24 protein-coding genes are annotated in these 25,116 nt (G+C 61.5%); 3 read left to right on the forward strand and 21 right to left on the reverse strand.

Annotated elements, in window-relative coordinates:
* The first annotated feature begins 265 nt into the window (after positions 1–265).
* A complete protein-coding gene (locus GKN89_RS23930; protein WP_019456034.1) occupies positions 266–1,018 on the forward strand; it encodes a M48 family metallopeptidase in 753 nt (250 codons plus the stop codon).
* Between the two features lie 41 nt (positions 1,019–1,059).
* Here GKN89_RS23930 and GKN89_RS23935 read toward each other — a convergent pair whose 3' ends face one another.
* The 14 genes from GKN89_RS23935 to GKN89_RS24000 form a co-directional block, all read right to left on the reverse strand.
* Entirely contained in the window at positions 1,060–2,700 is a 1,641-nt protein-coding gene (locus GKN89_RS23935; protein WP_154747894.1) for a thiamine pyrophosphate-binding protein, read from the reverse strand.
* Between the two features lie 52 nt (positions 2,701–2,752).
* On the reverse strand, positions 2,753–4,222 hold the full coding sequence (locus GKN89_RS23940) for an aldehyde dehydrogenase (RefSeq protein WP_154747895.1): 1,470 nt from the start codon (positions 4,220–4,222) through the stop codon (positions 2,753–2,755).
* Between the two features lie 16 nt (positions 4,223–4,238).
* Positions 4,239–5,033 carry an aspartate dehydrogenase gene (locus GKN89_RS23945; RefSeq protein WP_154747896.1) on the reverse strand — a complete coding sequence of 265 codons (795 nt, stop codon included), beginning with the start codon at positions 5,031–5,033 and terminating at the stop codon, positions 4,239–4,241.
* 15 nt (positions 5,034–5,048) lie between these two features.
* The gene (locus GKN89_RS23950) at positions 5,049–5,843 is read right to left on the reverse strand and encodes an SDR family oxidoreductase (RefSeq protein ID WP_154747897.1); all 795 of its coding nucleotides are present in this window, start codon (positions 5,841–5,843) and stop codon (positions 5,049–5,051) included.
* Positions 5,840–6,658 (reverse strand): alpha/beta fold hydrolase, encoded by an 819-nt coding sequence (locus tag GKN89_RS23955; RefSeq protein WP_154747898.1) that lies wholly within the window; start codon positions 6,656–6,658, stop codon positions 5,840–5,842. The genes GKN89_RS23950 and GKN89_RS23955 overlap by 4 nt, the downstream gene beginning before the upstream one ends.
* Positions 6,658–7,182: a cupin domain-containing protein gene (locus GKN89_RS23960; RefSeq protein WP_019456040.1), complete on the reverse strand. Its 525-nt coding sequence runs from the start codon at positions 7,180–7,182 to the stop codon at positions 6,658–6,660. Before GKN89_RS23960 ends, GKN89_RS23955 begins: the two co-directional genes overlap by 1 nt.
* A 32-nt stretch (positions 7,183–7,214) precedes the next feature.
* Complete coding sequence (locus GKN89_RS23965; protein WP_016930045.1) at positions 7,215–8,471, reverse strand: MFS transporter; 1,257 nt, start codon at positions 8,469–8,471, stop codon at positions 7,215–7,217.
* 23 nt (positions 8,472–8,494) lie between these two features.
* Positions 8,495–9,706, reverse strand: coding sequence for an NAD(P)/FAD-dependent oxidoreductase (locus GKN89_RS23970; RefSeq protein ID WP_154747899.1), 1,212 nt, complete (start codon positions 9,704–9,706; stop codon positions 8,495–8,497).
* On the reverse strand, positions 9,703–10,644 hold the full coding sequence (locus GKN89_RS23975) for a VOC family protein (RefSeq protein WP_063917996.1): 942 nt from the start codon (positions 10,642–10,644) through the stop codon (positions 9,703–9,705). The genes GKN89_RS23970 and GKN89_RS23975 overlap by 4 nt, the downstream gene beginning before the upstream one ends.
* A 109-nt stretch (positions 10,645–10,753) precedes the next feature.
* Positions 10,754–11,548, reverse strand: a complete 795-nt coding sequence (locus tag GKN89_RS23980) for an IclR family transcriptional regulator (RefSeq protein WP_004937625.1) — start codon at positions 11,546–11,548, stop codon at positions 10,754–10,756.
* A gap of 37 nt (positions 11,549–11,585) precedes the next feature.
* Positions 11,586–12,341 (reverse strand): SDR family oxidoreductase, encoded by a 756-nt coding sequence (locus GKN89_RS23985; protein ID WP_063917997.1) that lies wholly within the window; start codon positions 12,339–12,341, stop codon positions 11,586–11,588.
* Positions 12,338–13,381, reverse strand: a complete 1,044-nt coding sequence (locus GKN89_RS23990) for an aromatic ring-hydroxylating dioxygenase subunit alpha (protein WP_025160349.1) — start codon at positions 13,379–13,381, stop codon at positions 12,338–12,340. Before GKN89_RS23990 ends, GKN89_RS23985 begins: the two co-directional genes overlap by 4 nt.
* A gap of 20 nt (positions 13,382–13,401) precedes the next feature.
* Positions 13,402–13,710, reverse strand: a complete 309-nt coding sequence (locus GKN89_RS23995) for a recombinase-like helix-turn-helix domain-containing protein (RefSeq protein WP_019456046.1) — start codon at positions 13,708–13,710, stop codon at positions 13,402–13,404.
* A gap of 2 nt (positions 13,711–13,712) precedes the next feature.
* Positions 13,713–14,030 (reverse strand): non-heme iron oxygenase ferredoxin subunit, encoded by a 318-nt coding sequence (locus GKN89_RS24000; RefSeq protein WP_004937614.1) that lies wholly within the window; start codon positions 14,028–14,030, stop codon positions 13,713–13,715.
* A 397-nt stretch (positions 14,031–14,427) separates the two neighbouring features.
* Between GKN89_RS24000 and GKN89_RS24005 the strand changes: the two genes are divergently transcribed.
* On the forward strand, positions 14,428–15,669 hold the full coding sequence (locus GKN89_RS24005; RefSeq protein ID WP_211129715.1) for an MFS transporter: 1,242 nt from the start codon (positions 14,428–14,430) through the stop codon (positions 15,667–15,669).
* A gap of 110 nt (positions 15,670–15,779) precedes the next feature.
* Here GKN89_RS24005 and GKN89_RS24010 read toward each other — a convergent pair whose 3' ends face one another.
* From GKN89_RS24010 to speA, 6 genes are all read right to left on the reverse strand, one after another.
* Positions 15,780–15,932, reverse strand: coding sequence for a Hok/Gef family protein (locus GKN89_RS24010; protein ID WP_004937610.1), 153 nt, complete (start codon positions 15,930–15,932; stop codon positions 15,780–15,782).
* Positions 15,933–16,233: 301 nt separating this feature from the next.
* Positions 16,234–17,154: an agmatinase gene (speB, locus tag GKN89_RS24015; protein WP_004937606.1), complete on the reverse strand. Its 921-nt coding sequence runs from the start codon at positions 17,152–17,154 to the stop codon at positions 16,234–16,236.
* 361 nt (positions 17,155–17,515) lie between these two features.
* The gene (gene msrA, locus GKN89_RS24020; protein WP_154747902.1) at positions 17,516–18,250 is read right to left on the reverse strand and encodes a peptide-methionine (S)-S-oxide reductase MsrA; all 735 of its coding nucleotides are present in this window, start codon (positions 18,248–18,250) and stop codon (positions 17,516–17,518) included.
* A 13-nt stretch (positions 18,251–18,263) separates the two neighbouring features.
* Positions 18,264–19,997, reverse strand: coding sequence for a cytochrome c biogenesis protein DipZ (locus tag GKN89_RS24025; protein ID WP_019456051.1), 1,734 nt, complete (start codon positions 19,995–19,997; stop codon positions 18,264–18,266).
* Positions 19,998–20,010: 13 nt separating this feature from the next.
* Complete coding sequence (gene msrB / locus GKN89_RS24030; RefSeq protein WP_019456052.1) at positions 20,011–20,511, reverse strand: peptide-methionine (R)-S-oxide reductase MsrB; 501 nt, start codon at positions 20,509–20,511, stop codon at positions 20,011–20,013.
* 180 nt (positions 20,512–20,691) lie between these two features.
* Complete coding sequence (speA, locus tag GKN89_RS24035) at positions 20,692–22,668, reverse strand: biosynthetic arginine decarboxylase (RefSeq protein ID WP_019456053.1); 1,977 nt, start codon at positions 22,666–22,668, stop codon at positions 20,692–20,694.
* A 908-nt stretch (positions 22,669–23,576) separates the two neighbouring features.
* Between speA and metK the strand changes: the two genes are divergently transcribed.
* A complete protein-coding gene (gene metK / locus GKN89_RS24045) occupies positions 23,577–24,731 on the forward strand; it encodes a methionine adenosyltransferase (protein WP_019456054.1) in 1,155 nt (384 codons plus the stop codon).
* 123 nt (positions 24,732–24,854) lie between these two features.
* Here the strand turns inward: metK and GKN89_RS24050 are convergent, their stop codons facing one another.
* Positions 24,855–25,007 carry a Hok/Gef family protein gene (locus GKN89_RS24050; RefSeq protein ID WP_004937610.1) on the reverse strand — a complete coding sequence of 51 codons (153 nt, stop codon included), beginning with the start codon at positions 25,005–25,007 and terminating at the stop codon, positions 24,855–24,857.
* Positions 25,008–25,116: the final 109 nt, after the last annotated feature.

A 25,116-nucleotide genomic window follows, 5' to 3' on the forward strand; every position in this document is an offset into this window, starting at 1 on the left:
GTTGGCAAGCTCTTTACGAGAGGACATGTTTTACTCCAGGTCGGATAAAAAAAGCAGTCAAGTTCCCTATTTTCTCAGACTCCACATCACAACGGCAATCCCTAATGCCAAATGAGAGCGAGTTCACCACTTATTAGCACGATTGGACGCTTTTTCGGAATAACACTATTCTCGCCCCGGCTGGCGTACACTAGGCTCTTGCGACAAGATTTCCTCCAAGCAAAATGACTTTTTTACCTTGTTACCTTCACAGGAAGATGGCGTTATGAAGATCCGTACCTCTTTGATTGCGTTGGGCATTGCCACCTTGGCAACCGGCTGTCAAAACCTGAACACCGAAACCTTGATGCAGTCCGGCGCGCAGGCGTTCCAGGCGGCGACCCTGAGCAACAACGACGTTAAGGCCCTGAGTGATAAATCCTGCGCCGAGATGGACAGCAAGGCACAAATCGCGCCAGCCGACAGCACCTACGCCAAGCGCCTCAACAAAATCGCCGCGGCGCTGGGCGACAACATCAACGGCACCCCGGCCAACTACAAGGTCTACGTGACCAAAGACGTCAACGCCTGGGCGATGGCCAACGGCTGCATCCGCGTTTACAGCGGCCTGATGGACATGATGAACGACAACGAAGTGGAAGGCGTGCTGGGCCACGAAATGGGCCACGTGGCGCTGGGCCACACCCGCAAGGCGATGCAGGTGGCTTACGGCACCGTGGCGCTGCGCACCGCGGCGTCCTCCGCCGGCGGCGTCATCGGTTCACTGTCGCAGTCGCAGCTGGCAGACATCGGCGAGAAGCTGGTCAGCGCCCAGTTCTCGCAGAAGCAGGAAAGCGAAGCGGATGATTACTCGTTCGATCTGCTGAAAAAACGCGGCATCGATCCGAACGGTCTGGCCACCAGCTTCGAGAAGCTGGCCCAGATGGAAGCCGGCCGCCAGAGCAGCCTGTTCGACGATCACCCTTCTTCCCAAGCGCGCGCGCAGCACATTCGCGATCGCATCGCCGCAGAGAAATAACCGCAAGAACGCCCGGCGATTGCCGGGCGTTTTTTTCCGTCTCAATACAGCGTTTTCTGCGGCGGCCCGGCGAAGGTCAGCGGCCCGACCTGCTTCATGTCCACCTCTACCACCGACGGCCCCGGGTAGTTGATCGCCTCGGCCAGCACGCCGTTGAACTGTGCCGCTGCGTCCACCTTCCAGGCTTTCAGCCCCATCGCTTCGGCGATCTGGGTGAAGGCCGGCGTGTGCAGCTCGTTGTAATACTGGCGCCCGGCGAAGTACTTGTCCTGAATGCCGCGCATCACGCCATAGCCGCCGTCGTTCATGATCAGCAGGGTGATATTCACCTGTTCCTGCGCCATGGTCGCCAGCTCGCCCAGGCCCAGCGCCAGACCGCCGTCGCCCACCAGCCCCACCACCTTGCGCTGCGGGTTGGCAATCGCGGTGCCGATGGCCATCGGCAGCCCCATGCCGATGGCGCCCGCCAGCGAGTGAATGTTGCACAGCGGCGAGATCGCGCGGAACAAACGGCTGCCCCAGACGCTGCCGGAAACGGTGATATCGCGCACCAGCAATCCATCCTGCGGCAGCGCGGCGTCGATGGCGTCATTGAGTTTGGCGTATTCACCGGACTGCTGACGCAGCGCGTTCTCCGCCTGCCGCACCGCTCCGGCGATCTCGGCATCCCACTCGGCGTTGACCTTCTCGCCGGGGGCCAGCCGCGCCGCCAGCGCCGTCAGCAGCGCGACGCAGTCACCGTTGACCTGCTCATCGGCCAGGTAATTGCGGTTGGCCGCCGCCGGATCAATGTCGATCTGCACCAGCGGGCGCGGCAGCGGCAGCGTCCAGGTGCGGGTTTCATTACTGCGCAGGCGCGAACCGGCCACCAGCGTCAGATCGCACTGCGTCAGGATCGCTTCGATGCTCGGTGAGTTATGGAACGCCCGCAGGCTACGTGGATGGCTGTCCGGCAGAATGCCGCGCCCGTGGGTGCTGGAGATTACCGCCACGCCGGCGTCCGCCAGCTTGCGCACCGCGTCGCCGCAGGCCAAGGCGCCGCCGCCTAACCACAGCAGCGGACGCTTGGCCTGTTTCAACCGCTGATGCAGCCGCTCCACCGCCGCATCATCCGCCTTCGGCAATGGCGCCGGCGCCAACGGTTCGCTCAGCACCGAACGGGAAACCAGGCTGCTTTGAATATCGATCGGGATCTCGACCGCCACCGGGCCGCAGGGCACGGTTTGCGCATCCAGGATCGCCCGCTGGATCACCGCCACCGCCTGCTCAGGCGAATTGACCCGATAAGCGCGCTTGGAACAGGCGCGCAGGAAGCCGAGCTGATCGCGGGTTTCATGAATAAAGCCGGCGTCGGCGTCAAGATAGGCTTTCTCCACCTGGCCGGTGATATGCAACAGCGGCGTGTTGGCGTTGAGCGCCTCAATCATCGCCCCCACCGCGTTGCCGGCGCCGGCACCGGTGCTGGTCAACGCCACGCCCAGGCCGGAGAAGCGCCCGTGCGCGTCGGCCATGGTGACCGCCCCCGCTTCGCCGCGCGCCGGCACGAAACGGATCTTATCGCGCTGCCCCACCGCATCGGCGATCGGCAGATTATGAATCGAAATGATGCCGTACATCGCCGACACCGCGTACTGTTCCAGAGTCTGGGCTATCGCCTCGCCAACCGTGATTTTATCGCTCATCATCTGCCTTCTTAGGGTATTCGTTATTAGGATTATGCGTAGAGGTGTCGGCCTAGTCGCTCCAGCGGTTCACCTGATGGCTCAGCGCCAGATACACGCTTTTCTGCTGCATGTAGGCCTTGATGCCGTTCAGGCCTTTTTCGCGGCCCAGCCCGCTTTCCTTGAAACCGCCGAACGGCGTGGAAATCGAGAACGTTTTGTAGGTGTTGACCCAGACGGTGCCGGTTTCCAGCCGTTCCGCCAGCGCCATCGCCCGCGGGAAATCACGGCTCCAGATGCCGGCCGCCAGGCCGTACACCGAGTCATTGGCCTGTTCAATCAGCCGTTGTTCGTCGTCGAACGGCAGCGCCACCAGCACCGGCCCGAAGATCTCCTCCTGGCAGACGCGAGCGTCGTTGTTCAATCCTTCGATGATGGTCGGCAGGTAATAACTGCCGTTCGCCAACAGCGGATCGGCCGGCGCTTCGCCGCCGATGAGCACCCGGCCGCCCTCCTGCCGCGCCAGCGCCACGTAGTCCGCCACGCTTTGCCGATGTTTGGCGCTGATCAGCGGACCAAGATGCACACCCGGCACCAGCGGGTTGCCGATGCGCAACCCCGCCGTCAGTTCGGTCAAGCGCGCCAGCAACGGCTGATACAGCGAACGATGCACGAACAGCCGCGAACCGGCGATGCACGCCTGACCGGCGGAGCTGAAAATGCCGTAACAGATGCCGCGCGCCGCCTGTTCCAGATCGGCGTCCTCCAGCACGATGGTCGGCGATTTACCGCCCAGCTCCAGCGACGTGGGGATCAGCTTGTCGGCGGCGATATGCGCCAAATGGCGCCCGGTACCGGTACCGCCGGTAAAGGCGATCTTTTTCACCAGCGGATGACGCGCCAACGCCTCGCCGATCACCGAACCTTTGCCCGGCAATACGCTGAGCAACCCGGCCGGCAGACCCGCCTGTTCGAACAGCTCAGCCAGCTTCAGCGCCATCAGGGGCGTGGCTTCGGCCGGTTTGAGCACCACCGCGTTGCCCGCCGCCAGCGCCGGCGCCACCTTCTGCATTTCGCTGGCGATCGGCGAATTCCACGGCGTAATGGCGGCGATCACCCCCATCGGCTGATACTGGCTGAGCGTCATCACCTCGGCGCTACGCGGGGTCGGCAACTCGCCTTCCAACACTTCGCAGGCGGCGGCGAAGTAGCGCGCGGTCGCCGCCGCGCTGGCCACCAGGCCGCGGGTTTCCGCCAGCGGCTTGCCGTTGTCGCGGGTCTGCAGCTCGGCCAACTGCTCCTGCTGCGCCAGGATCAGGTTGCTGACGCGGTAGAGGATCGAGGCGCGCTGATGCGGCACCAACCCGCGCCACTCCGGCGCGCGCCAGGCGCGTTCCGCCGCCTCCACCGCCTCGTTCACGTCCTCGACGTTAGCGGCGCGCAGCCGCGCGTTGACGCTGCCGTCGGCCGGGAATACCGAAGTCATCTCTTCGCCACGCCCTTCACGCCAGCGCCCGGCGACAAAAATATTCAATCGTTCCATGCTTCGCTCCTGCCCTTCAGGCAATAAAACCGCCGTCCACCAGACGGCGGCAGGCTTGTACCGCGCTCAGCGCCGCCAGGGTTGATGTTTTGGGATTGCTCGCCAGCGGGGTGCCGCTCAGCTCGATGTGGAACTCGCCAAAATCGCCGCACACCTGCAGACGATGGGTATTGCGCCGGGTGGCGGGATCGACCTGCAGACGCACCCGGGTGGCGTCCATCCCCAGGCCGTTGAGCGCAATGGTGGCCGCCACGTTGGCGTTGGCCGGGAACAAACGCGCCGCTTCGCGCGCCGATCCTTCAAAAAATACCTGCGCCTCGCTCACCGCATCGAGGTCGATCAACTGCTCCGCCTGGCTGCCGCGCCAGCTGGCCGGACTTTTGCTGGCCTGGTAGGTCACGCTCTCCAGCCCGCCTTCGCGCGCCGACGCCAACCCGTCCATTCCCGCCACCGCACCGGACAGCACGATCAGCCGCCCTTGATGGCTGCGGCAGGCCTGCTGCAGCCGCTGTTGCAATGCGGCGTCCGCCAGCGCGCCGGTCGAGATCACCGCCAGCGGCCAACCGCGTTGCAGCACCGCTTCGCCGAACTCCGCCACCGCCTGCTGGCTGGCGCACTCCAGCACCAGATCCGGCCGCTGCGAACACTGCTCGGGATGGGTCAGCGCCTGCACCTGTCCGCCGAAGGCCTCGGCGATCGCCGCATGATGAGCTGCGCGCGCCAGGATCCAGCCGACCTCCACGCCTTCCGGCAAACGGGCGATCACTTCCTTCGCCATCGCACCGTAGCCAATCATCATGATCTTCTTCATCTTTTTCGGCCCCTGCTACACATGGCGGTTAAAGCCGCCGGAAACGTCCAGCGCCGCGCCGGTGGTAAAGGAAGCCAGCGGCGAAGCGAGGAACAGCAGCGCCTGCGCCGGCTCCTGCGGTTTGCCGAGGCGCTTCATCGGGATGCCGCGCCGTTCGGCGATCGCCGCCGTCCACTGCTCCCAGCTTTGATCTTTATCGCTGCGCTCTTCGAAACGGCGGCGCCATTGGCCCGACTCCACCATCCCCAACAGGATCGAGTTAACGCGAATGCCTTTGTCCACCAGCTCTTTCGACAGCGTCAGCGTCATGTTGAGCAGCGCGGCGCGTGCCGCCGAGGTGGCGATCATGTGTTCTTCCGGCTGCAGCGCCAGCAGCGAGTTCACGCAAGTGATCGACGCGATCGCCGAACGCTCCAGCGCCGGTAAAAACGCCTGCACCGGGTTAATCACGCCGAACAGCTTCAGCTCGGCTTCATGCAGCCAGGCTTCGCGCGGCGTCTGGTCAAAATGCGCGACGAAGCCCTGGCCGGCGTTGTTGATCAGCAGATCCACGCCGCCGAAATGCGCCGTCACCTGGGCGGCGAACTGCGTCACCTGCTGCGCGTCCAACACGTCACAGCGCAGCGCCAGGATCTCCGCCTGCGGGAAGTCCGCGCGTAGGCTGGCCTCCGCGCCGGCCAGTTTGTCCGGATCGCGGCCGCAGAACGCCACCTTCGCACCTTCGGCCAGCAGCAGCTTCAGGGTTTCGAAACCGATGCCCGACGAACCGCCGGTCACCACCGCCACTCGATTCTCAAGCTGAAAATTCATCGTTGGATTGCTCCCGTAAAGTCCCGCAGATAGCGGTTGAAACACCCCGGTGCGTCGAGGTAGCTGGCGTGGCCGGCGGCGGCGATCAGGCGCAGCGTCGCGTCCTGATCGCGCGCCAGCTCGCCCGCGTTCTCCGGCGGCGTAATGCGATCCTGTTCGCCGCACCACACTTCCAGCGGGCCGCGATAGCGCGCCAGATAACGGCCAATATCGTCGTTGGCCAGCATCCAGGCGGCGCGCAGAAAACCGTCGGGATCGAGCTGCTGCATGCCGTTGCGCACCCAGGCGATGTCCTGCGGATCCGCCCCTTCGCGCAGCAACGCCGCCGCCCGCTGCTCGCCGTAGCCGACCGGCCCCAGCGTCTCTATCATTTGTTGGCGCTGGCCGTACACCTGCCGGCGTTTTTCCTCCGGCGCCGTAGCGTACCCCTGCGCCGGATCCGCCAACACCAGCCCGCACAGCCCATCCGGATAGCCGGCGGCGTAGGCGCTGCCGATCAGCGCCCCCAGCGAATGGCCGACGATCAGCGGCTGCACCAGCTGCAGCTCATCAATCAGCGCCGCCAACGCCGCCGCATAACCGGCGGCATCGGCCTGCGGATCCGCCAACGGCAGGCTGCCGCCGTAGCCCGGCGCGTCCCACGCCACCAGACGGTGCCCCTCCGTCAGGCCGCTCTCGTTGAACTGCTTGATCCACGAGGCGGATCCGGAGCTGATGCCGTGCAGCAACACTACCGGCCGCCCCTGCCCAGCCTCGCGCCAGCTCAGGGTGTACGCCCCGCAGTGCGCCCGTTGGCGTTGCGCCAAGCCGTTCATCAGTTGCGCTTCACTTTGGACAGCGGGTGATCCGCCGGATAAGTCGGGATCTCCGGCTTGGCGGTGCCGAGCATCACGCACATCAGCGCCTCTTCCTCGCCGTGATTGAACAGGCCGCGATACACCCCCGCCGGCACCGAGATCAGATCGCGCTCTTTCAGCTTGGTCTCGTAATACTCTTCGCCATCCTGGATCATCAGCGTGATGCTGCCTTTCAGCATGAAGAACACTTCCTCCACGTCGTCATGCAGGTGCAGTGGGCCCTCGCACTTCGACGGCAGCACCATGGTGGAAAAGGTGAAGTTGCCCGCCGGAATGGTATTGGCGTCGCTGGCCACGCCGGTGGCACCGGTGCCGATGTAGCGCATCTGCGCACGACGGTATTTCGGATCGAAGTCGGCCTGGAATTTCAGCGCATTCCAGTCGTATTTCCGGCCTTCGAAACGGGCGATGCGCGACTCCACCCAGTTCTCTATCGACAGATCCTGCGGCTTGACGCCGGCTTTGTTCTCAACCTGAGACATGTTGTCACTCCTCTGTTGAATCGATTGATTAATCAGTACTTTCTCAGCAACGGCAGCAGAATGAGGCAGCCGACGAACGCCATCACCACCAGGAACAGCAGGCCGTTATCCATATTGCCGGTGGCGGCGATCAACGCCCCCATCAGCACCGGCGCCAGCGCGCCGGCAAAATTGCCCAATCCGTTGAAGATGCCGCCGGCGGTGGCGCTGACCTTACTGCTGGTCGCCTTTGCCAACAGTGCGAAAATATTCGGGGCGCCGGCGCCCCACATAAAGGTGCTGAAGGCCATGGCGGCGATCACGCTGTAAGTGCCCTGCAGATGCAGCACCACTGCCAGGCCGAGACCGGCGCCGCACAGCGACAGGAAGCAGGCCAGCGCGCGACGATCCAGCTTGTCCGACAGCCAGGCGCCCAGCACTTCGCCGAGCAGCATGGCGATGAACGGCAGCGAAGAGAGGTAACCGGCATGCTCCAGATGAATGCCTTTGCCCTTGATCAGGTAGCTCGGCAGCCAGCCGTTCATGCCCCACAGGTAGGTCAGGAAGGCGATGTTGAACAGGCAAATCATCCAGAAGTGCGGACTGCGCAACAGCTCGCGGCGGTGCTGTTTGCGCTCGGAAACCGCCGGTTTGGCCGCCGCCGCCGGACGCGATACGTTCAGGTGGCGCATGCCGAACAGCACCAGCAGCATCACCGGCAGCGTCAGAAACGCCATAAAGAAGAAGGTCGCCTGCCAGTCGAAGGTATTGAGGATGTACAGGGTAACCGGGAAGCCGAGCGCGGCCCCCAGCGGCGTGCCGAGCAGCCACAGCATGGTGGCGCGCGCCTGCAGCTGCGGCGGGAAGGCCTGGCGAATAATGGCGTAAGCCATCGGCAACAGCGGCCCTTCGGCGATGCCGAGCAGAATGCGCAGCGTCATCATGGCGTGATAGGAACGCACCAGCCCCATCAACACCATCAGCACGCCCCACACCACCATCATGCCAATCAATACTTTAACCGGGTTAAGCCGATCGCCAATGCCGCTGAGCAGCATCGAAGAAATGCCGTACGAGAACAGAAACGCGCTCATCAGCAACCCCAGCCGCGCCGGGTCAAAACCGATGCCCAACGCCTGCTGAAACTCGGCGTCGGAAAACAGCGCAGCGATGCTGATCTTGTCGAAAAACGCCAGCAGCACGCAGGCAAACAGCGCGATCGGCACCGACCAGCGCACCCGCTGCTGCGGATTTTCGGCAACGGTTTCCCCCGCCCGTCCAGCGCGGGCGTCAATGTCTTGAGTAGTCATAAAACGCTCCCGAGGTTCGGGCGTTATTTCAACGCCATCAAAGAAAACTCCGCATCCGCCAGTTGCTGCGGATCCAGCACCCGGCCGCTCGCCAGCCAACGCTTGCCGAGCTTGATGGTGCGCGCATCGTTAAACGCCACCATCTGCACCAGTTGCCGATCGGCGTTCAACGTGAAGAACACCTGTGACTGCGGCGTGCGGCGCACCACATGGTGCACGCCACCGCTCGGCACGCCGAGGATCTGGATATTGGCGTCGTATTGATCCGACCACAGCCAGGCCACGTCGTCATACGGGGCGGCGAAGGCATCGAGCATCGCGCAGGCGGTGCTGATGGCCTGATTTTGCGCGTAGGCCCAGGACTGCAGGCACAGGCCGAGCGTCGGGTGGCGCGCCACGTCGCCGGCGGCGAAGATCGCCGGATGGCTGGTGCGCCCCTGACCGTCGACCACGATGCCGGACTCGATCGCCAACCCGGCGCTGCGCGCCAGTTCGAGATTCAGCTCGACGCCGATCCCCACCACTACCAGATCGAACGCCTGCGGATCGCTGAGTTCGCTGCCGATCCAGGCCGCGCCGTCACGATCTTCCAGCAAGATTTCGCCGCAGCCGCACAACAGCGTGACGCCCTGCTGGCGATGCAGCTCGAGCAACGCCTGTGAGACGTCGGCGCCGACGCTACGCATGCACAGCGCGGGTTGGCGTTCAAACACCGTCACCTCGGCGCCGAGACGGCGCGCAGAAGCGGCGATCTCCAGCCCGATCCAACCGCCGCCGACGATCGCCAGGCGACGGCAGCCCTGCAGCCCCTGCCGCAACCGGGCCGCATCGTCCCAGGAACGCAACGTCATGACGCGCGGGTGCTGCGCCCAGGCGGCGCCCGGCAAACGCGGCCGCCCGCCGGTGGCGATCAGCAACTGCTCGAACTGCAGCCGTTGCCCGTCGCTGAGCGTCACGACTTGATGCTCTGCGTCGATGGATTCGGCGCGTAGCGGGCGGCGCCAGTCGATATTCAGCTCTGCCACCGCCTGTTCGCTGAACAGCCGGCTGAGGGGAGCGGCGGCATCCAGCAGCGCCGCTTTCGACAGCGGCGGCCGCTCGTAAAAATCGTAGGGTTCGTCGCTGACAACCGTCAGCCGGCCGCTGTACCCCCGGTCGCGCAGCGTCTTGGCCGCCCAGCCGCCGGCCTGGCCGCCGCCGACGATGACGATGCCCGCGTGTTCCGGCTGGTTCATAACGCCTCCGCCTTTTTATGCTGGCGGCGCGTGTCGTGATCGATGCCGCCTTCTACCGCCCATTCGGTGAAGGAGACCAGCGAATGCTCTAGCTCACGCGGCTGCCAGTTTTCCGTCAGATAATCGTCGTTGGTGTAGTACTCGAACGCGCCGCCGGTCGGGCTGTTGACGTACCAGAAATAGGCCGAGGAAATCGGGTGACGGCCGGGGCCGATAAAGGTGCTCCACCGCTCTTTGTTCATGGCGATGCCGCCGCCGATCACCTCATGGATATCGCGCACGGTGAACGCCACATGGTTCAGGCCGCGTGGACGATTAGGCAGCTTCAGCAGGAACAGGTTATGGTGGCCGCCGCGCGCCTGGGTACGCAGGAAAACGGCGCGATCGATGTAGCGATCCGATACCTGGAAATCCAACAGCTCGCGGTAGAAACGCTCGGTCGCCGCCAGATCCTCAACGAAGAACACCACGTGGCCGATGTTGATCGGCTGCGCTTGCGAATAGACCGGGCTGGGTTGATCGATGCGGCGCACGTCGCCCCATTGGTTGATCGGCGTGACCGGCACCTCGACCGCCTGCTGGCGGCTGACGACGAAGCGCAGCGTCATGCCGTTAGGATCGAGGCATTCCAGCGCTTCTCCCACCTGACGGAAGCCGGGCATCAGCGCCAAACGCGGCTGCAGGCGCGCCAGATCGGCGGGCGAGGCCACGCCCCAGGTCATGCGGCGCAGGGTGGAACCGCCTTCAAACGCCGCAGGCAGCACCGCGCTTTGCATCGGATGCAGGACGACCCGCGCCCCGCTCAGGGTAGTGAATTCGCGCTGCGGTTCGCCCTCTTGTTGTGCGGCGGGTTGCAGGCCGAAGTCTCGCATGAATTTTTCGCAGGTTGGCAGATCTTCGACGCCAAATTCCAGTTTTTCGATTCCGATTACGCTCATTGTTCAGCCTCACGTTCTCGCTGCATACGTTTTTCAGGCATGATCGAACCCCGGCCCCTGTTTGCTATGGGCCTTATCCCTGCCTGAGTAAAAGAGTCGGTTCTGTCGGTTAGCCGACGTTGGCCTGCGGCGGCGCGCCCAGGAAGCCGGAAATTTTCTCCGCCGCGTCGCGCACTTCCATGCGCAGCCGCTCGCGATCCGCTTTCGGGATCTCATCGGACGGCACCATGATGCTGACCACCGCCTCGACCCGCTGCTCGCGGTTGAAGATCGGGTAGACGATCGAGGAGATGCCGTGGCGGAAGAACGATTCGCCGATCACATAGCCGCGCGCTTTGTCTTGCTGCACCATTTGCCACAGCGTTTCGCGATCCGCCGGGGTGCCCGGCGCATTGCCCGGCAGCTGGGCATCCGGGTAAAGCTGTTCGAACTCGCTGCGGGTGGCGCTGGTCAACAGCATGCGCCCGAGCGAGGTTTGGTGTACCGGCAAGCGGGTGCCGACGCTGACCTGATTGATCTGTGAACCGGCGGCGCTGACGCGGGCGATATAGATCACGTCGCGTCCGTCGCGGATCGCCAGATGGCTGCTGCACTGGCTGCGATCGCGCAGCTGCTCGATCACCGGCTGGCCGGCCTGCGCCACGTCCAGCGACGCGATGTATTCAAAGCCGAGGCGCAGCACCTTGATGCCCAGCGCAAAAGTGTTGGTGCGCGGATTGCGCTCCAAAAAGCCCAGATGCTCGAGCGTTTGCACCACGCGGTAGGCGGTGGCCTTCGGCATATCGACCAGACGGTGCAGCTCGGCGAAGGTCATTTCCTTATGCTGCTCGCCAAACGCCAGCAGCAACTGCAACCCGCGATCCAGTCCCGGGATCAGATATTTACATGCTTGCTCGTCCGCCATGTTTCGCTCCTGCGCTGTGCGCCTGCCCTGTGGGCCGTCAGTTGAATACAAAGCCGCCGTTGACCGGCAACAGTTGGCCGGTGACGAAATCCGCCAGCGACGACAGCAGATAAAGCACCGTTCCATTTACATCGTTCGGATGCTGCGCGCCGGCCAGCGCACGCCCCTGCTCATACAGCTGATGACGTTCGGCAGGCACATACTCGGTGGCTTCCACCCGCGTCAGGCCCGGCGCGATGGCGTTAACGCAGATACCCTGCGGGCCAAGCTCGCGCGCCATCGATCGGGTCATCGCGATCACCGCACCTTTGCTGGCGACATAGGCCATCAGGCGCGGCGCGCCCCACAGCGCGGTGTCCGACGCCACGTTGACGATCTTGGCGTGCGGGCTGCGCGCCAGCAGCGGCACCGCCGCCTGGCTCACCAGCCAGGTGCCGCGCACGTTCACCTGCATCACCCGATCCCATAGATCGATATCGTATTCCATCATGGTTTTACCGCCGACGCCGGTCGCCAGCGCCGCGTTGTTCACCAGCCCGTCGATCCCGCCGCCGCCGGCGATCTTATCGAACGCCGAGCGGATCGAATCCGGAGACGCCAGATCGATGGTTTGCGTTTCCACCTGAGCGCCCTGCTCACGCAGCGCGGCGCCGCTCGCCGCCAGCTCATCCGCCAGAATGTCGCACATCACCACCTGCGCGCCGGCGGCGGCAATGGCGGAGGCGAAGCTATAGCCTAGGCCGCGCGCCGCGCCGGTGACCACGATGCGTTTACCGTTCAGCAGGCCGTTCACTGCGCCGCCTCCCGCTCGCGCAGCGTCGCCAGCTGTTTCTGCGCTTCTTTCTGCATCAGGCGGCGCAGGCGAGAAAGGCCGACGTCGTGCTGGTACAAATATTCGCGGCCGCGGGCGTTAGGCGCCATGTTTTCAAGCACGATGCGATCCTGCTCGAGCACGTCCCAATGCAATGATTCCAGGCGATTGCGGTACATGAAGCGCCACATGTCGCGCTGCCAGTCTTTGACCTTACGGATGCGCCAGAAGAACACCCGGCAGTGATCCTTGTCTTCCGGCACCACCATGCCGATGATCCAAAAGTGGCCGCCCGGCCCGAAGCGCTTCTTATACGGGATCGACAGGCGCATCCAATACGCGCCGCTGTTGCCAAACTCCACCCAGTCGAAGTTGACGCCGATCTGGCCATTCTTCTTGAAGATAAACCCGCTGTCGGTCGGCTCCAGCCCCATGTCCGCCTTGCGGTCCCCTTCCGCCATCGAGTGCGAGGAAGAGTGCAGGTAGGTGCCGTGCATCGGATCCATCACGTTTTCCAGGGCGTATTGGTAGTTGCAGTTCCAGCTGGCGGTGCACAAGAAGTGGCTGTACGACGCTTCGTCCGCCAGCTCTTGCGGGAAAGTCAGCTCCGCCGGCGCTTCATCCGCCGTCACGCCGAAATAGAGGAACACGGCGCCATAGGCTTCTTTGGCCGGGTAAGAGCGCAAGCATTTTTGGCCCACCAGCGGGCAACGATCCACCGCCGGCACGTCTTTTACCGTCCCGTCGCCGCCGACTTCCACCCCGTGGTACCAGCAGGCGATGCGATCGCCGAGATTCCACCCCATGGAAAGCCGCGCGCCGCGGTGCGGGCAGCGGTCTTCCAACGCGTGGATCTGACCTTCACCGTCGCGCCACACCACGATTTGCTGCTCCAGACGGGTGATGCCGACCGGGTTGTTGCCCACTTCCCAACTGGCCAGCACCGGATACCACATGCCGCGCAATCCCTGGTCAAGATAGTCCTGCAAGCTCTGTTCGGAGGATGTTGTGTTTGCTGTCATTGTCTTCTCCCGGGTGTCGCTCAGAAACCGTTAACGTGAAGGAATTCGCGGAATGTCGCCTCATTCCACGGCTGGCCGCTGCGATCGAACAGACGGCGCTGATTCAACGCGCTGACGATCTGCTCCAGCTCCTCCGCTCCCTGATCGAAGATCGTTTCCAGCGCCGCCACCAGCGCGGTTTCGAAACCGTCCGGCACGCGGGCGCGGTTTTGCCAAACCACGTTGCGGAACTGGCCCGGCTGATGAATTTGACCGTTGCCGCCTTCGCGGGCCGGCGTCACCTGTTGGGTGTCCGGCAGCCAGGGATTGAAATCGGTGATGTGCTGCATGATTACTCCTCCGCGATAAAGGTGATCTGGATTTGGTTGTCGACCACCCGGGTGGGATAGGTTTGCAGATCGCGGCCGCCCGGCTCGCGCAGACATTGGCCGGTGCGCACGTCAAACAGCGCTTCGTGCAACGGACACTCAACCTTGCCGTCATCTACAAACCCTTGGCTGAGCAAGGCATAAGCATGCGGGCAGACGTCTTCCAGCGCGTAGTAGTTACCGTCGAGCAGGTAAACCCCGATCTCTTTTCCTTCCACTTTGCCGGAGAAAGGAAAATCTTCTTTCACCTGAGACACTTCGCACACATTCTTCCAGCTCATTGCTTTTGTCCTCTATCTGATTGTTTCATATATGAAACTCAGTTTCTTATTTAATACAGTCACTATAAGTCTGGCGAAACTTTCGTCAAGCGAGCGGAACGGCAAATGTTAATGAAAGGTTGTTTAAAAATGACAAATGCGGGAAAGATCACGAAATAATGCACCGATATGAAAAACCTATGTCAGTTGTGCGCTCCCCCGCTAATTTATGGCAAAAATTGCATTGATTCCGGCGACGTATTGCGCGTAAAAGTGTTCTCTCACTGTCTCTCACCTCTATTTGATAACAATAAATTTACATAACTTAGCCTGACCCCCCGCGTTTCTGCGCAATGGACTCCGCGGGTAAGTTTACTGCTGCCTGAATTCGTCAACCGCTCACACTGAGGAACGCGCCGTGCAACAACGTCAACGCTGGTTTGGGGTGATCGCCCTGCTGTTTCTGATCGTTATCGCCTATGCCGATCGGGTCAATATCGCCGTGATGTTGGTCAATCCTGACTTCCTGCAACACTTCCAACTCGGCGGTGACCGCGCCCATCAGGGCACGCTGATGACGGTGTTTTTACTCGGCTACGGCCTGTCCGCCATGCTGTTGACGCCGTTTCTGGAAACATTGATGGGTTACCGCCGCGCGCTGACGCTGAGCGTGGTGCTGTGGGCGCTGCTCACCGCCGCCTCGCCGCTGGCGGGATCGCTGATGCTGCTGTGCGTGGTGCGCGCGCTGCTTGGCGTCAGCGAAGGGCCGCTGTTCTCGCTGAAGACCATGTACATCAGCGATCATTTCGCCGCCGACGAGCGCGGCAAGCCCAACGCGGTCAGCGCGCTGGGCGTTTCGTTGGGGCTGGTGCTCGGCTTTCCGCTGGTGAGTTTTTTGATGGCGCATTTCGGCTGGGCGATGTCGTTTCACCTGCTGGCGCTGCTCAACCTGCTGCTGGGGCTGGCACTGGTGCGGCTGTTCGTTCATCCCCTCGCCCGGTCTTCATCCTCGCGCCCCACCGATCCGCAGCCGGTGCTGGGCCGCGTCTGGCACACCTTTGCGCTGGCCTGGCGCACGCCGATGCTCGGCTGGATCCTGCTGATCGAGATCGCCACGCTCAGCTATCTATGGGGCTCCAGCTCCTGGCTGCCGGCGTATCTGACCGATGAAAAGGGCTTCTCCATCAAGCAGATGGGCTGGATGGCCGCGCTGCCTTTCATCGTCAGCATCGCCTCCAAATATCTCGGTGGCGTGTTGCTCGATCGTATCCGCCCTTATCAGGCTCCGCTGATCTTCGTCTGCGGCGGCGCGGCGACCGCGCTGTGCATCTATGGCGTGATGAGCAGCCATCAGCTTGGTTGGATCGCCTTCTTCCTGCTGGCGGCCAATGCCTGTTGGGGCGCGCAAGGCGCGGCGATCCCGACCCTACTGCAACATTATGCGCGGCCGGAGGCGGTCGGCAGCGCCTATGGGCTGATCAACGGCATCGGCAATCTGTTCTCGGCGTTTGTGCCGATGGCGATGGGCATGGTGATGGCCAGCCAGGGTAAGGTGTCTTCAGGCTTTGCGGTGCTGATCGCCTCGCAGCTGCTGACGCTGCTGGCAGGCGGCGCACTGTTTGGCCGCATGTTGCTGGCGCGGCAGATGAAGCGGGCATAACCCCGTTCCCCTCTCCTGCGTAGCGGAAAACCGAATGCTTTAAGTGGGTGCTCAGGGATCTGGACGCCAACAACCAGCAGACGGGGGATATCCCCCGTCGCCGGGTTGCCTTACCGTTCGGATTCGTAAGCCAAAATGGCCGCAACCTCCGTAGTGCCCGATCGGATCCGCAGCTCACACAGCGTGCTGCGGGTTATCCATGCCAGCGATATTACCGTGGCACAAATAACCACCAATTTTAACAGGCTCCGTTTGTTCGGCATCATGCCTTCTTCTCCTTGNTGGGCGTTAGAGTAGGCCTCGGGTTGATGGATATCACTCGGGGCTTTTCTCTTTGTACCTTTCACGCAGGCTCCAGATACAAAGATCCAGAGCACCCGCGCGCAGTATATTCATCCTCTCCGTTGCCCCCGTTTCTTTTTACTGACTCAGTTTCATTTCTGCGCAGAATTGCGCAAAGGCGTTGCAACAGGCTGAAAATCGCAGTGCGGAGGGCGACAAATGAAATAAAAAAAGCGGCCCCATACGATGGGAGCCGCTTTTTTAGCGAGGAGTGTCCTGGCGTCAGGCGTGTTTCTTCGCCGCCTGCAGGTACAGCATCTCCAGGCCCAGGGTCGCCGCGGCCAGCGCGGTGATCTCGGACTGGTCATAGGCCGGCGCCACTTCTACCACGTCCATGCCGACGATGTTCAGCGACTGCATGCCGCGCACCAGTTTCAGCGCACGATCGGAAGTCAGGCCGCCGATCACCGGCGTGCCGGTGCCCGGTGCAAACGCCGGATCCAGGCAGTCGATGTCGAAGGTCAGGTACACCGGCATATCGCCGACGATGCCTTTGATCTGCGTCAGCAGGTCGTCCACGCTGCGATCGTTCACCTGCGCGGCGTCCAGCACGGTGAAGCCGTTGTCATGGTCGAACTCGGTGCGAATGCCGATCTGTACTGAGTGATGCGGATCGATCAGGCCTTCGTTCGGCGCATGGTAGAACATGGTGCCGTGATCGAACTTGCTGCCGTTGGCGTAGGTATCGGTATGGGCGTCGAAGTGTACCAGCGCCAGTTTGCCGAAATGCTTGGCGTGCGCGCGCAGCAGCGGCAGGGTGACGAAGTGGTCGCCACCGAACGAGAGCATGCGCTTACCGGCCTTCAGCAGTTTCTCCGCGTGCGCCTGCAGCTTGTCGCTCATGTCCTGCGCATCGCCGAAGTTGAACACGATGTCGCCGCAGTCAACCACGTTCAGACGATCGCGCAGATCGAAGCTCCACGGCCAGCGGTTGCCTTCCCAGGCCAGGTTGGTGGATACCTGACGAATAGCCGCCGGGCCGTGACGGCCACCGGCGCGACCGGAGGTCGCCATGTCAAACGGAATGCCGGTGATGACCCACTCTGCATCGCTGTCGTAAGGCATGAAGTTCAGCGGAAAGCGCAGGAAACCAAAGGCGTTGGACACTAATGAATTATCGGACTGATGGCCTAAGGTGCTCATAGTAAACCCTCGTAGTTCAACAAGTTGCCGGGCGCAGATGCCGGGCCGTTACAAAAAAAAATCCCTCCCGCGTCGTTAGCCCGACGAGGAAGGGATTGATACCCTGGATAATTGGAGTTGCATCAAGAAGGCCAGGGCGGGAATCCCCAGGAACTTACTCAAGTAAGTGACTGGGATGAACGCACGCCGCCAACACAGAGGCAACTTCAAGTATGACGGGTAATTCGATGTTTGTTTCGGTATTGCCGATAAGGCGGATTATCACCGTATTTTGTCCGCGCTTCAAGCACGCAAATGATCCTGGCCGCTCGTCGTTAGCAAGTTTAGCAAGTACAGAAGAACGCCGTCCAACTGCAGATGCTCATCGCGCGTTTACGTTGACCAACACCGGCTGTGGGCGGTAGCGGGTCGGGAAACGCTGCTCAAGCTGCTTGATTTTCGGCAGGTCGTTAATCCGAATATAAGGCGCATCGGGGTGATCGGTTAAAAAATTCTGGTGATACGCTTCCGCCGAATAGAAGTGAGCGTTGCTTTCGATACGGGTCATCAACGGCCGCTCAAAACTGCGGCTTGCCTGCAGCTGGGCCAGATAAGCGCTGGCGATCCGCTGTTGTGCGGCACTTTGCGGAAAGATAGCCGAGCGGTACTGGGTGCCGCTATCCGGCCCCTGCCGATTGAGTTCGGTAGGATCGTGCACCACCGAGAAAAATATCTGCAATAGCGCGCCATAGGAAACCTGCGTCGGATCAAAGGTCACCGCCACAGATTCTGCGTGACCGGTCATTCCTGTGCTGACGTTGTCATAATTCGCCGTTTTCGCTGCCCCGCCGGCATAACCAGAAACCGCACCGGTCACGCCTTTCACATGCTGAAAAACCCCCTGTACGCCCCAAAAGCAGCCACCGGCGAAAATGGCGGTTTCACTGTGCGAGGCATTTGCGGGTTCATCTATCGTCGGAGCGGGCAGCGTTACCGCCGTCGCCTCACCGCCCAGCGCCCACGCATTTCCCTGCCAAAGGATCATGCCGCTTAGGGCCATCGCGCCGGCGACGGTGCAAGCGCTCAGCAGCGAGTTAAACCTGTTTGCGCGTTTCATTCTGCCCCCTGGATTAGCCGAAGGTGAAAGCATAGGCCGACACACCGGCCCGCTCGAATTCAATGCTGAAGGTATGCTCTCCCGCCCCGTCGGTTTGACGAATCAGTTGGTAAAGCCGTTGATCGGTTATCACGCCACTGCCATCCGGCGCCACATCGACACCATGCATTTCACCCGGCGCTTTGCCATCCAACGTGACTTTGAACGCGATCGGCTGCCCCGTCGCGGCTGGGCCCAGCACCAAATGCAGATCGCGAGCGTGAAAGCGATAGACGATACGCCCGTCAGGCGTGTTCAGCGTGGCGCGTTCTGCCCCGATGGTCCAATTGCCCGCCAGCGCCCAGTGGTTCAGCGACAACAGGGGCGAGGCCGCATAGTCAGCGGCGCTATCCTGAACGGCAGGCGCCGAAGCGAAGTTTTCGGCACGTTGATATCCCAGGTAGGTTTCCGGCGAGATATCCGTCTGGCGACTGGCGGCCTGCTCCACGCCCTGCCCATGCACCTGACTGATAGCGGTGCTGGTGTCTTTTCCTCCCGCCAGTCTCAACAGCGTCTGAATTACGCGCTCAGACTGCGCATAATCGCCCTCACCAAAATGTTGGTAGCGTATGCGCCCGTTGGCGTCGATGAAATAGTGCGCAGGCCAATACTGGTTGTTGAACGCCTGCCAAATGCGATAGTTGTTATCGATGGCTATCGGATAATCGATACCGAGTTTTTTAGCCTCTTTAGCAACGTTAGCGACATCTCTTTCGAAGGCAAACTCCGGGGCATGTACGCCGATCACCACCAGCCCCTGGTCACGGTATTTTTCCGCCCAGGCTTTCACGTAAGGCAGAGAACGCAGACAGTTGATGCAGGAGTAGGTCCAAAAGTCTACCAGCACCACCTTGCCGCGCAGCGCTTCGGCCTGCAGCGGCGGTGAGTTCAGCCACTGCACCGCACCCGACAGCGAAGGCATTTCCCCCAGATCGGCCAGCGCCGGAGCGGCGTCGGCCGTCGTTTGCAGCGCCGCCGGTCGGCTCGCCGGGTTAAACGCCTGCACCAGCCGCTGCTCGATACCGCCGCCAGATGCGGTGGAAATCCGCGCCAGTACGCCGGTGTCCAGGCCGAATGCAATCGCCGCCACGCCGAGTAACATGGCCACTCCCAAACCGCGGCGTATCCATTCGCCGGCGCCCAGCGAACGCTTCATGGCGCTAAAGACCTTGCCGCCGATCAACAGCGCCAACGCCAGCGACGTAGCGGCGCCGGCGGCATAGGCCAACAGCAGCAACGTCGAACCGACATTGGCGCCCTGCAGCGCCGCGCCGGTGAGCACCAGGCCCAGGATCGGCCCGGCGCAGGGCGCCCAAAGCAAGCCGGTGGCGACGCCCAACAGCAACGATGAACCCACTGAATTCTGTTTGTCCGCCGCAACCCGATCCGATAACCGATTACCGGCGGAGACCAACGGTCGCATTACGCGTTCGGCAAGCGCTGGAAACAGCAGCGTAACGCCAAACAGCGCCATCAGAAACAGCGCCAGCCAGCGGCCATATTGATTGACGGCGACCACCCAGCCCCCGCCGACGGCAGCCAGCGTGGCGAACAAAGCGAAGGTCAGCGCCATGCCAACCAACAACGGCAAACCGGAACGCAAGAACGGACGGTCTGCGCGTGCAAAAACGAACGGCAGCACCGGCAAAATGCACGGGCTGGCGATGGTCAAAATGCCGCCTAAGTAAGCCAGTATCAGGATCCACATATCGTTCTCTCCGCTATGCCGCCCGCGGCGTAAATTGTAAGGCAGCCCCGTTCATGCAGTAACGCAGCCCGGTCGGTGGTGGGCCGTCGTCGAATACGTGCCCCAAATGCCCACCGCAGCGCCGGCAGTGCACTTCATCTCGCACCATGCCAAACGAGAGATCTCGACGCTGGGCGACGGCGTGCTCGAGGGGCCGATAAAAGCTCGGCCAACCGGTGTGGCTGTCAAACTTGGTATCAGAAGAAAACAGCGGCAGGCCACATCCGGCGCACGAGAATATCCCTGCGCGGTGTTCGTCGTTCAATGGGCTGCTATAGGGCGCTTCGGTCCCCTGTTCGCGCAGAATATGATATTGCGCGCCGGTCAGGCGCTGACGCCACTGTTGGTCGCTGTAATTGACTGCAAATTGCTCCGGCGCCCCCGCATTCGCTTGCAGCAAAGGCCGCCATCCCAACGCCAGCAGCGCGGATAAACCGCCGCCAGCCAGAATAAATCGCCGTCTGTTGATCATCATGACCTTCTCCGCATCCAACTACTGCAAAGCCGATAAAGACAACCTATAAAGAAAGTGTTGACCAAGTCCTCACGGGAAGTTAACAAATTTGTGATAACTGATTAGCGGGGAGGGGCAGTGTGAAGGGTACGCGTTGAAAAAAAACGAGCGCTTCGCCAGCGCCCGTTTTTCCTTACGAAATTACTCGTCTTCCAGATACGTGTAGCCGTACAGACCGGCTTCAAACTCTTCCAGAAACTGCGCCTGCAGCTCGCCGTCCAGATCGGTTTCCTTCACCTGATCGCGGAACTTGGACAACAGCGCGCTCGGATCGAGCTGCACGTACTCCAGCATATCCGCCACGGTGTCGCCCTCGTCGGACAGCTCGGTCTCAACGCTGCCGTCCGGGAACACGTACACGTCAACCGAGGCGGTGTCGCCAAACAGGTTGTGCATGTTGCCGAGGATCTCCTGGTACGCGCCGACCATAAAGAAGCCCAACGCAGGCGGGTTCTCCGGATCGTACGGCGGCATCGGCATGGTGGTCGCCACGCCGTCGCCGTCGACGTAATGGTCGATGGTGCCGTCGGAGTCGCAGGTGATGTCGAGCAGCACCGCGCGGCCTTCCGGCGGCTTATCCAACCCTTCCAGCGGCAGCACCGGGAACAGCTGATCGATACCCCAGGCATCCGGCATCGACTGGAACAGCGAGAAGTTGACGTAGAACTTGTCGGCCATACGCTCTTGCAGTTCGTCGATGATCGGGCGGTGCGCGCGGTTGCTCGGATCGAGCTGCTGCTGAATCTTGTTGCAGATGTTCAGATACAGCTGTTCGGCCCAGGCGCGCTTGGTCAGATCCAGCATGCCGTGCGCATATTGGGTATGCACGTCGTGCAGATCCATCTGGCTGTCGTGCAGCCATTCGCGTAGCGAGCGGCGGTTCTCCGGCTCGTTCATTTCCAGCCAGGTTTCCCACATGCTTTCCAGCGCGCGCGGCGCGTCGGCTTCCGGCGGCAGCGGTTCGCTGAACTCGTTGCGCTCAACGCCGATCACGTTGGAGACCAGTACCGTGTGGTGCGCGGTTACCGCGCGGCCAGACTCGGTGATCACCGTCGGGTGCGGCAGGCCGTGTTCGTTACAGGCGTCGCCGATGCCCCAAATCACGTTGTTGGCGTATTCGTTCAGCCCGTAGTTCACCGAGCAGTCGGACTGCGAACGGGTGCCTTCGTAGTCGACGCCCAAACCGCCGCCCACGTCGAAGCACTGAATGTTGACGCCCAATTTGTGCAGCTCAACGTAGAAGCGCGCCGATTCGCGCACGCCGGTGGCGATATCGCGGATGTTGGCCAGCTGCGAGCCCAGGTGGAAGTGCAGCAACTGCAGGCTGTCGAGACGGCCCGCTTCACGCAGGGTCTCCACCAGCTTCAGCACCTGCACTGCCGCCAGACCGAACTTGGATTTTTCGCCGCCGCTCGACTGCCATTTGCCGGAGCCTTGCGATGCCAGGCGCGCCCGCACGCCCAGACGCGGTATGACGTTCAACCGTTCGGCCTCTTCCAGCACCAGGTTGATCTCGGACATCTTCTCGATCACCAGGTACACCTTGTGCCCCAGTTTTTCCCCGATCAGCGCCAGGCGAATGTATTCACGATCTTTATAGCCGTTACAGACAATCACCGAGCGGGTCATGCCGGCATGCGCCAGCACCGCCATCAGCTCGGCCTTGGAGCCGGCTTCCAGCCCCAGCGGTTCGCCGGAGTTCACCAGCGACTCAATCACGCGGCGATGTTGGTTCACCTTGATCGGGTACACCAGGAAATAGCCGCCCTGGTAACCGAAGGACTCACGCGCGCGTTTGAACGCGGCGTTGATCGAACGCAAGCGATGCTGAAGGATCTGCGGGAAGCAGAACAGCGCCGGCAGACGCTGGCCGTCTTTCTGGCGCTCTTTCACCAGTTCTGCCAGATCGACACGTGCCTGTGGGACATCCGGATCCGGGCACACGCTGATATGGCCCAGCTCGTTCACGTCATAGTAATTGTTGCCCCAGTAGGCGACGTTATAAGTGCGCAGCATCTTGCTGGCATTACGATCATTCATGGCAACCTCCTGCATGGAGCGCAAAGATAAAGACTCGCCCGCAACCGGCGGGCGGTGAATCAACAGATCATCAGACATGGTTCGCCTCACATTCCGTACTGACGAAACCGTCAGCCACTATCGCAGCTACAACCCGCGAGAACAACCCAACAAGCCGCGCTGGCGGCAGCGAAGAGAACTGCCGTTCGCGGTCAGCGATCGGTTTATCACTCATATAATTGTAAGACACCCTGTTCAAACCTCGTGAATCGGGCCAAGAAACATCCCACAGGAAGGCTGCAGGCTACCCTTGTTCAGTTCTTCAGACGACCGTTAGCCGGCCCGAGAATCCTGAGTAGCGGCCAAGTGTTTATCGCACCTGGTAAGTGACAGAGAGACAAGACGGGAAATAGCAGAAGAATGTGCGCCAGAACGGCACTGCTGTTGGGAACCAACAACCGGTAGACAACGGATCATTAATCCAACCACCTCCACGCGCGTCGTTCGGAGTGAACGACCAAGCCTCTAAAATAGTGTAAGAACGTGACCGTTCGATGAAGCGGCGGCGCTCACGGCGAACGCCTGCGACGGATAATAGCGCAACGCCGGCGAATGCAAAGCGGAAGTTTATCGCACCTTCCCCACGTCAGATCGCCGTACTGTGCAGCAAATGAACCGCGCGCGCAGTTTATACCGGTAAGCAGGTGAAAAAGCAAAATGAAAATTCGCCGAAAACTGTTTCAAGCGATGAAAATGGCGCCAACCGGTTTGCGCAAAAGAGCGAAAGCGCAAAAAATTACTGGCAATCTGGCTAAACCCTGACCTAAAATAGACGTCCAGATGTTAATCCATCTATACTGGTTAACTGATAAACTGCTTAACGGCTTTGCCTGAGGGGCGTTGCAGGATGCATCTCGCGCCATCAGCGGAAGACCCTTCGCTTCGATGCCGGATCTCCAGCGCTGTGCAGTAATTTCTAACCCGTCTTATGCAAGGTAAAGAACACAATGGCTAAACACCTATTCACGTCCGAATCCGTCTCCGAAGGACATCCCGATAAAATCGCCGATCAGATCTCCGATGCCGTCCTCGACGCCATCCTGGAGCAGGATCCAAAAGCGCGCGTCGCCTGCGAAACCTACGTGAAAACCGGTATGGTGCTGGTCGGCGGTGAAATCACCACCAGCGCCTGGGTCGATATCGAAGAGATCACCCGCCAGACCGTGCGCGAAATCGGCTACGTTCATTCGGACATGGGCTTTGACGCCAACTCCTGCGCAGTATTGAGCGCCATCGGCAAGCAATCCCCGGATATCAATCAGGGCGTTGACCGTACCGATCCTCTCGAGCAGGGTGCCGGCGATCAGGGCTTGATGTTTGGCTACGCCACCAACGAAACCGACGTGCTGATGCCAGCGCCTGTCACCTACGCGCACCGTCTGGTGCAGCGCCAGTCCGAAGTGCGTAAAAACGGCACCCTGCCGTGGCTGCGCCCGGACGCGAAGAGCCAGGTGACCTTCCAGTACGACGACGGCAAAATTGTCGGCATCGACGCCGTGGTTCTGTCCACCCAGCACTCCGAAGACATCTCGCTGAAAGATCTGCAGGAAGCGGTGATGGAAGAGATCATCAAGCCGGTACTGCCGGCGGAATGGCTGACGGCGGGCACCAAATACCACATCAACCCGACCGGCCGTTTCGTTATCGGCGGCCCGATGGGCGATTGCGGCCTGACCGGCCGTAAGATCATCGTCGATACCTACGGCGGCATGGCACGCCACGGCGGCGGTGCCTTCTCCGGTAAGGATCCGTCCAAGGTTGACCGTTCGGCCGCTTACGCGGCGCGCTACGTGGCGAAAAACATCGTCGCCGCCGGCCTGGCCGATCGCTGCGAGATCCAGGTTTCTTACGCTATCGGCGTAGCGGAACCGACTTCCATCATGGTGGAAACCTTCGGTACCGAGAAAGTGCCAACCGAACAGCTGACGCTGCTGGTGCGCGAATTCTTCGATCTGCGCCCATACGGCCTGATCCAGATGATGGATCTGCTGCAGCCGATCTACCGCGAAACCGCCGCCTACGGCCACTTCGGCCGCGAGCACTTCCCGTGGGAAGCGACCGACAAAGCTGAGCTGCTGCGCGATGCCGCCGGCCTGAAATAAGCTCCGGTATCAACATGAAAACGGCGAGCCTTGGCTCGCCGTTTTTTTTGAATGGATGGGTGCTCATGGATCAACGCATCGACTGCCGGCCGGCGGAGGCAAAACCCCCGCCGCCGGGTTGCCTTACCGTTCGGATTCGTAAGCCAAAATGGCCGCAACCTCCGTAGTGCCCGATCGGATACGCAGCTCACACAGCGTGCTGCGGGTTATCCATGCCAGCGATATTACCGTGGCACAAATAACCACCAATTTTAACAGGCTCCGTTTGTTCGGCATCATGCCTTCTTCTCCTTGCCTCGCGGCGGGTAAGAGGCTAACTTAACGTTGTCACGCGTTAGAGTAGGCCTCGGATTGATGGATATCGACTCGGGGCTTTTCTCTTTGT

The sequence above is a fragment of the Serratia sp. YC16 genome, from assembly GCF_009707615.1.
Lineage (GTDB): Bacteria > Pseudomonadota > Gammaproteobacteria > Enterobacterales > Enterobacteriaceae > Serratia > Serratia surfactantfaciens.

What these genes read in the sequence shown, in the direction of transcription:
- GKN89_RS23970 (WP_154747899.1), bottom strand. Translation starts at nt 9,706, where the DNA reads ATGAACCAGCCGGAACACGCGGGCATCGTCATCGTCGGCGGCGGCCAG.
- speA (WP_019456053.1), bottom strand. Translation starts at nt 22,668, where the DNA reads ATGTCTGATGATCTGTTGATTCACCGCCCGCCGGTTGCGGGCGAGTCT.
- GKN89_RS24025 (WP_019456051.1), bottom strand. Translation starts at nt 19,997, where the DNA reads ATGTGGATCCTGATACTGGCTTACTTAGGCGGCATTTTGACCATCGCC.
- GKN89_RS23945 (WP_154747896.1), bottom strand. Translation starts at nt 5,033, where the DNA reads ATGAAGAAGATCATGATGATTGGCTACGGTGCGATGGCGAAGGAAGTG.
- GKN89_RS23975 (WP_063917996.1), bottom strand. Translation starts at nt 10,644, where the DNA reads ATGAGCGTAATCGGAATCGAAAAACTGGAATTTGGCGTCGAAGATCTG.
- GKN89_RS23990 (WP_025160349.1), bottom strand. Translation starts at nt 13,381, where the DNA reads ATGACAGCAAACACAACATCCTCCGAACAGAGCTTGCAGGACTATCTT.
- GKN89_RS24050 (WP_004937610.1), bottom strand. Translation starts at nt 25,007, where the DNA reads ATGCCGAACAAACGGAGCCTGTTAAAATTGGTGGTTATTTGTGCCACG.
- GKN89_RS24010 (WP_004937610.1), bottom strand. Translation starts at nt 15,932, where the DNA reads ATGCCGAACAAACGGAGCCTGTTAAAATTGGTGGTTATTTGTGCCACG.
- GKN89_RS23980 (WP_004937625.1), bottom strand. Translation starts at nt 11,548, where the DNA reads ATGGCGGACGAGCAAGCATGTAAATATCTGATCCCGGGACTGGATCGC.
- GKN89_RS23930 (WP_019456034.1), top strand. Translation starts at nt 266, where the DNA reads ATGAAGATCCGTACCTCTTTGATTGCGTTGGGCATTGCCACCTTGGCA.
- GKN89_RS23965 (WP_016930045.1), bottom strand. Translation starts at nt 8,471, where the DNA reads ATGACTACTCAAGACATTGACGCCCGCGCTGGACGGGCGGGGGAAACC.
- metK (WP_019456054.1), top strand. Translation starts at nt 23,577, where the DNA reads ATGGCTAAACACCTATTCACGTCCGAATCCGTCTCCGAAGGACATCCC.
- msrA (WP_154747902.1), bottom strand. Translation starts at nt 18,250, where the DNA reads ATGAAACGCGCAAACAGGTTTAACTCGCTGCTGAGCGCTTGCACCGTC.
- speB (WP_004937606.1), bottom strand. Translation starts at nt 17,154, where the DNA reads ATGAGCACCTTAGGCCATCAGTCCGATAATTCATTAGTGTCCAACGCC.
- GKN89_RS23935 (WP_154747894.1), bottom strand. Translation starts at nt 2,700, where the DNA reads ATGAGCGATAAAATCACGGTTGGCGAGGCGATAGCCCAGACTCTGGAA.
- GKN89_RS23960 (WP_019456040.1), bottom strand. Translation starts at nt 7,182, where the DNA reads ATGTCTCAGGTTGAGAACAAAGCCGGCGTCAAGCCGCAGGATCTGTCG.
- GKN89_RS23950 (WP_154747897.1), bottom strand. Translation starts at nt 5,843, where the DNA reads ATGAATTTTCAGCTTGAGAATCGAGTGGCGGTGGTGACCGGCGGTTCG.
- GKN89_RS23955 (WP_154747898.1), bottom strand. Translation starts at nt 6,658, where the DNA reads ATGAACGGCTTGGCGCAACGCCAACGGGCGCACTGCGGGGCGTACACC.
- GKN89_RS24000 (WP_004937614.1), bottom strand. Translation starts at nt 14,030, where the DNA reads ATGAGCTGGAAGAATGTGTGCGAAGTGTCTCAGGTGAAAGAAGATTTT.
- GKN89_RS23940 (WP_154747895.1), bottom strand. Translation starts at nt 4,222, where the DNA reads ATGGAACGATTGAATATTTTTGTCGCCGGGCGCTGGCGTGAAGGGCGT.
- GKN89_RS23995 (WP_019456046.1), bottom strand. Translation starts at nt 13,710, where the DNA reads ATGCAGCACATCACCGATTTCAATCCCTGGCTGCCGGACACCCAACAG.
- msrB (WP_019456052.1), bottom strand. Translation starts at nt 20,511, where the DNA reads ATGATGATCAACAGACGGCGATTTATTCTGGCTGGCGGCGGTTTATCC.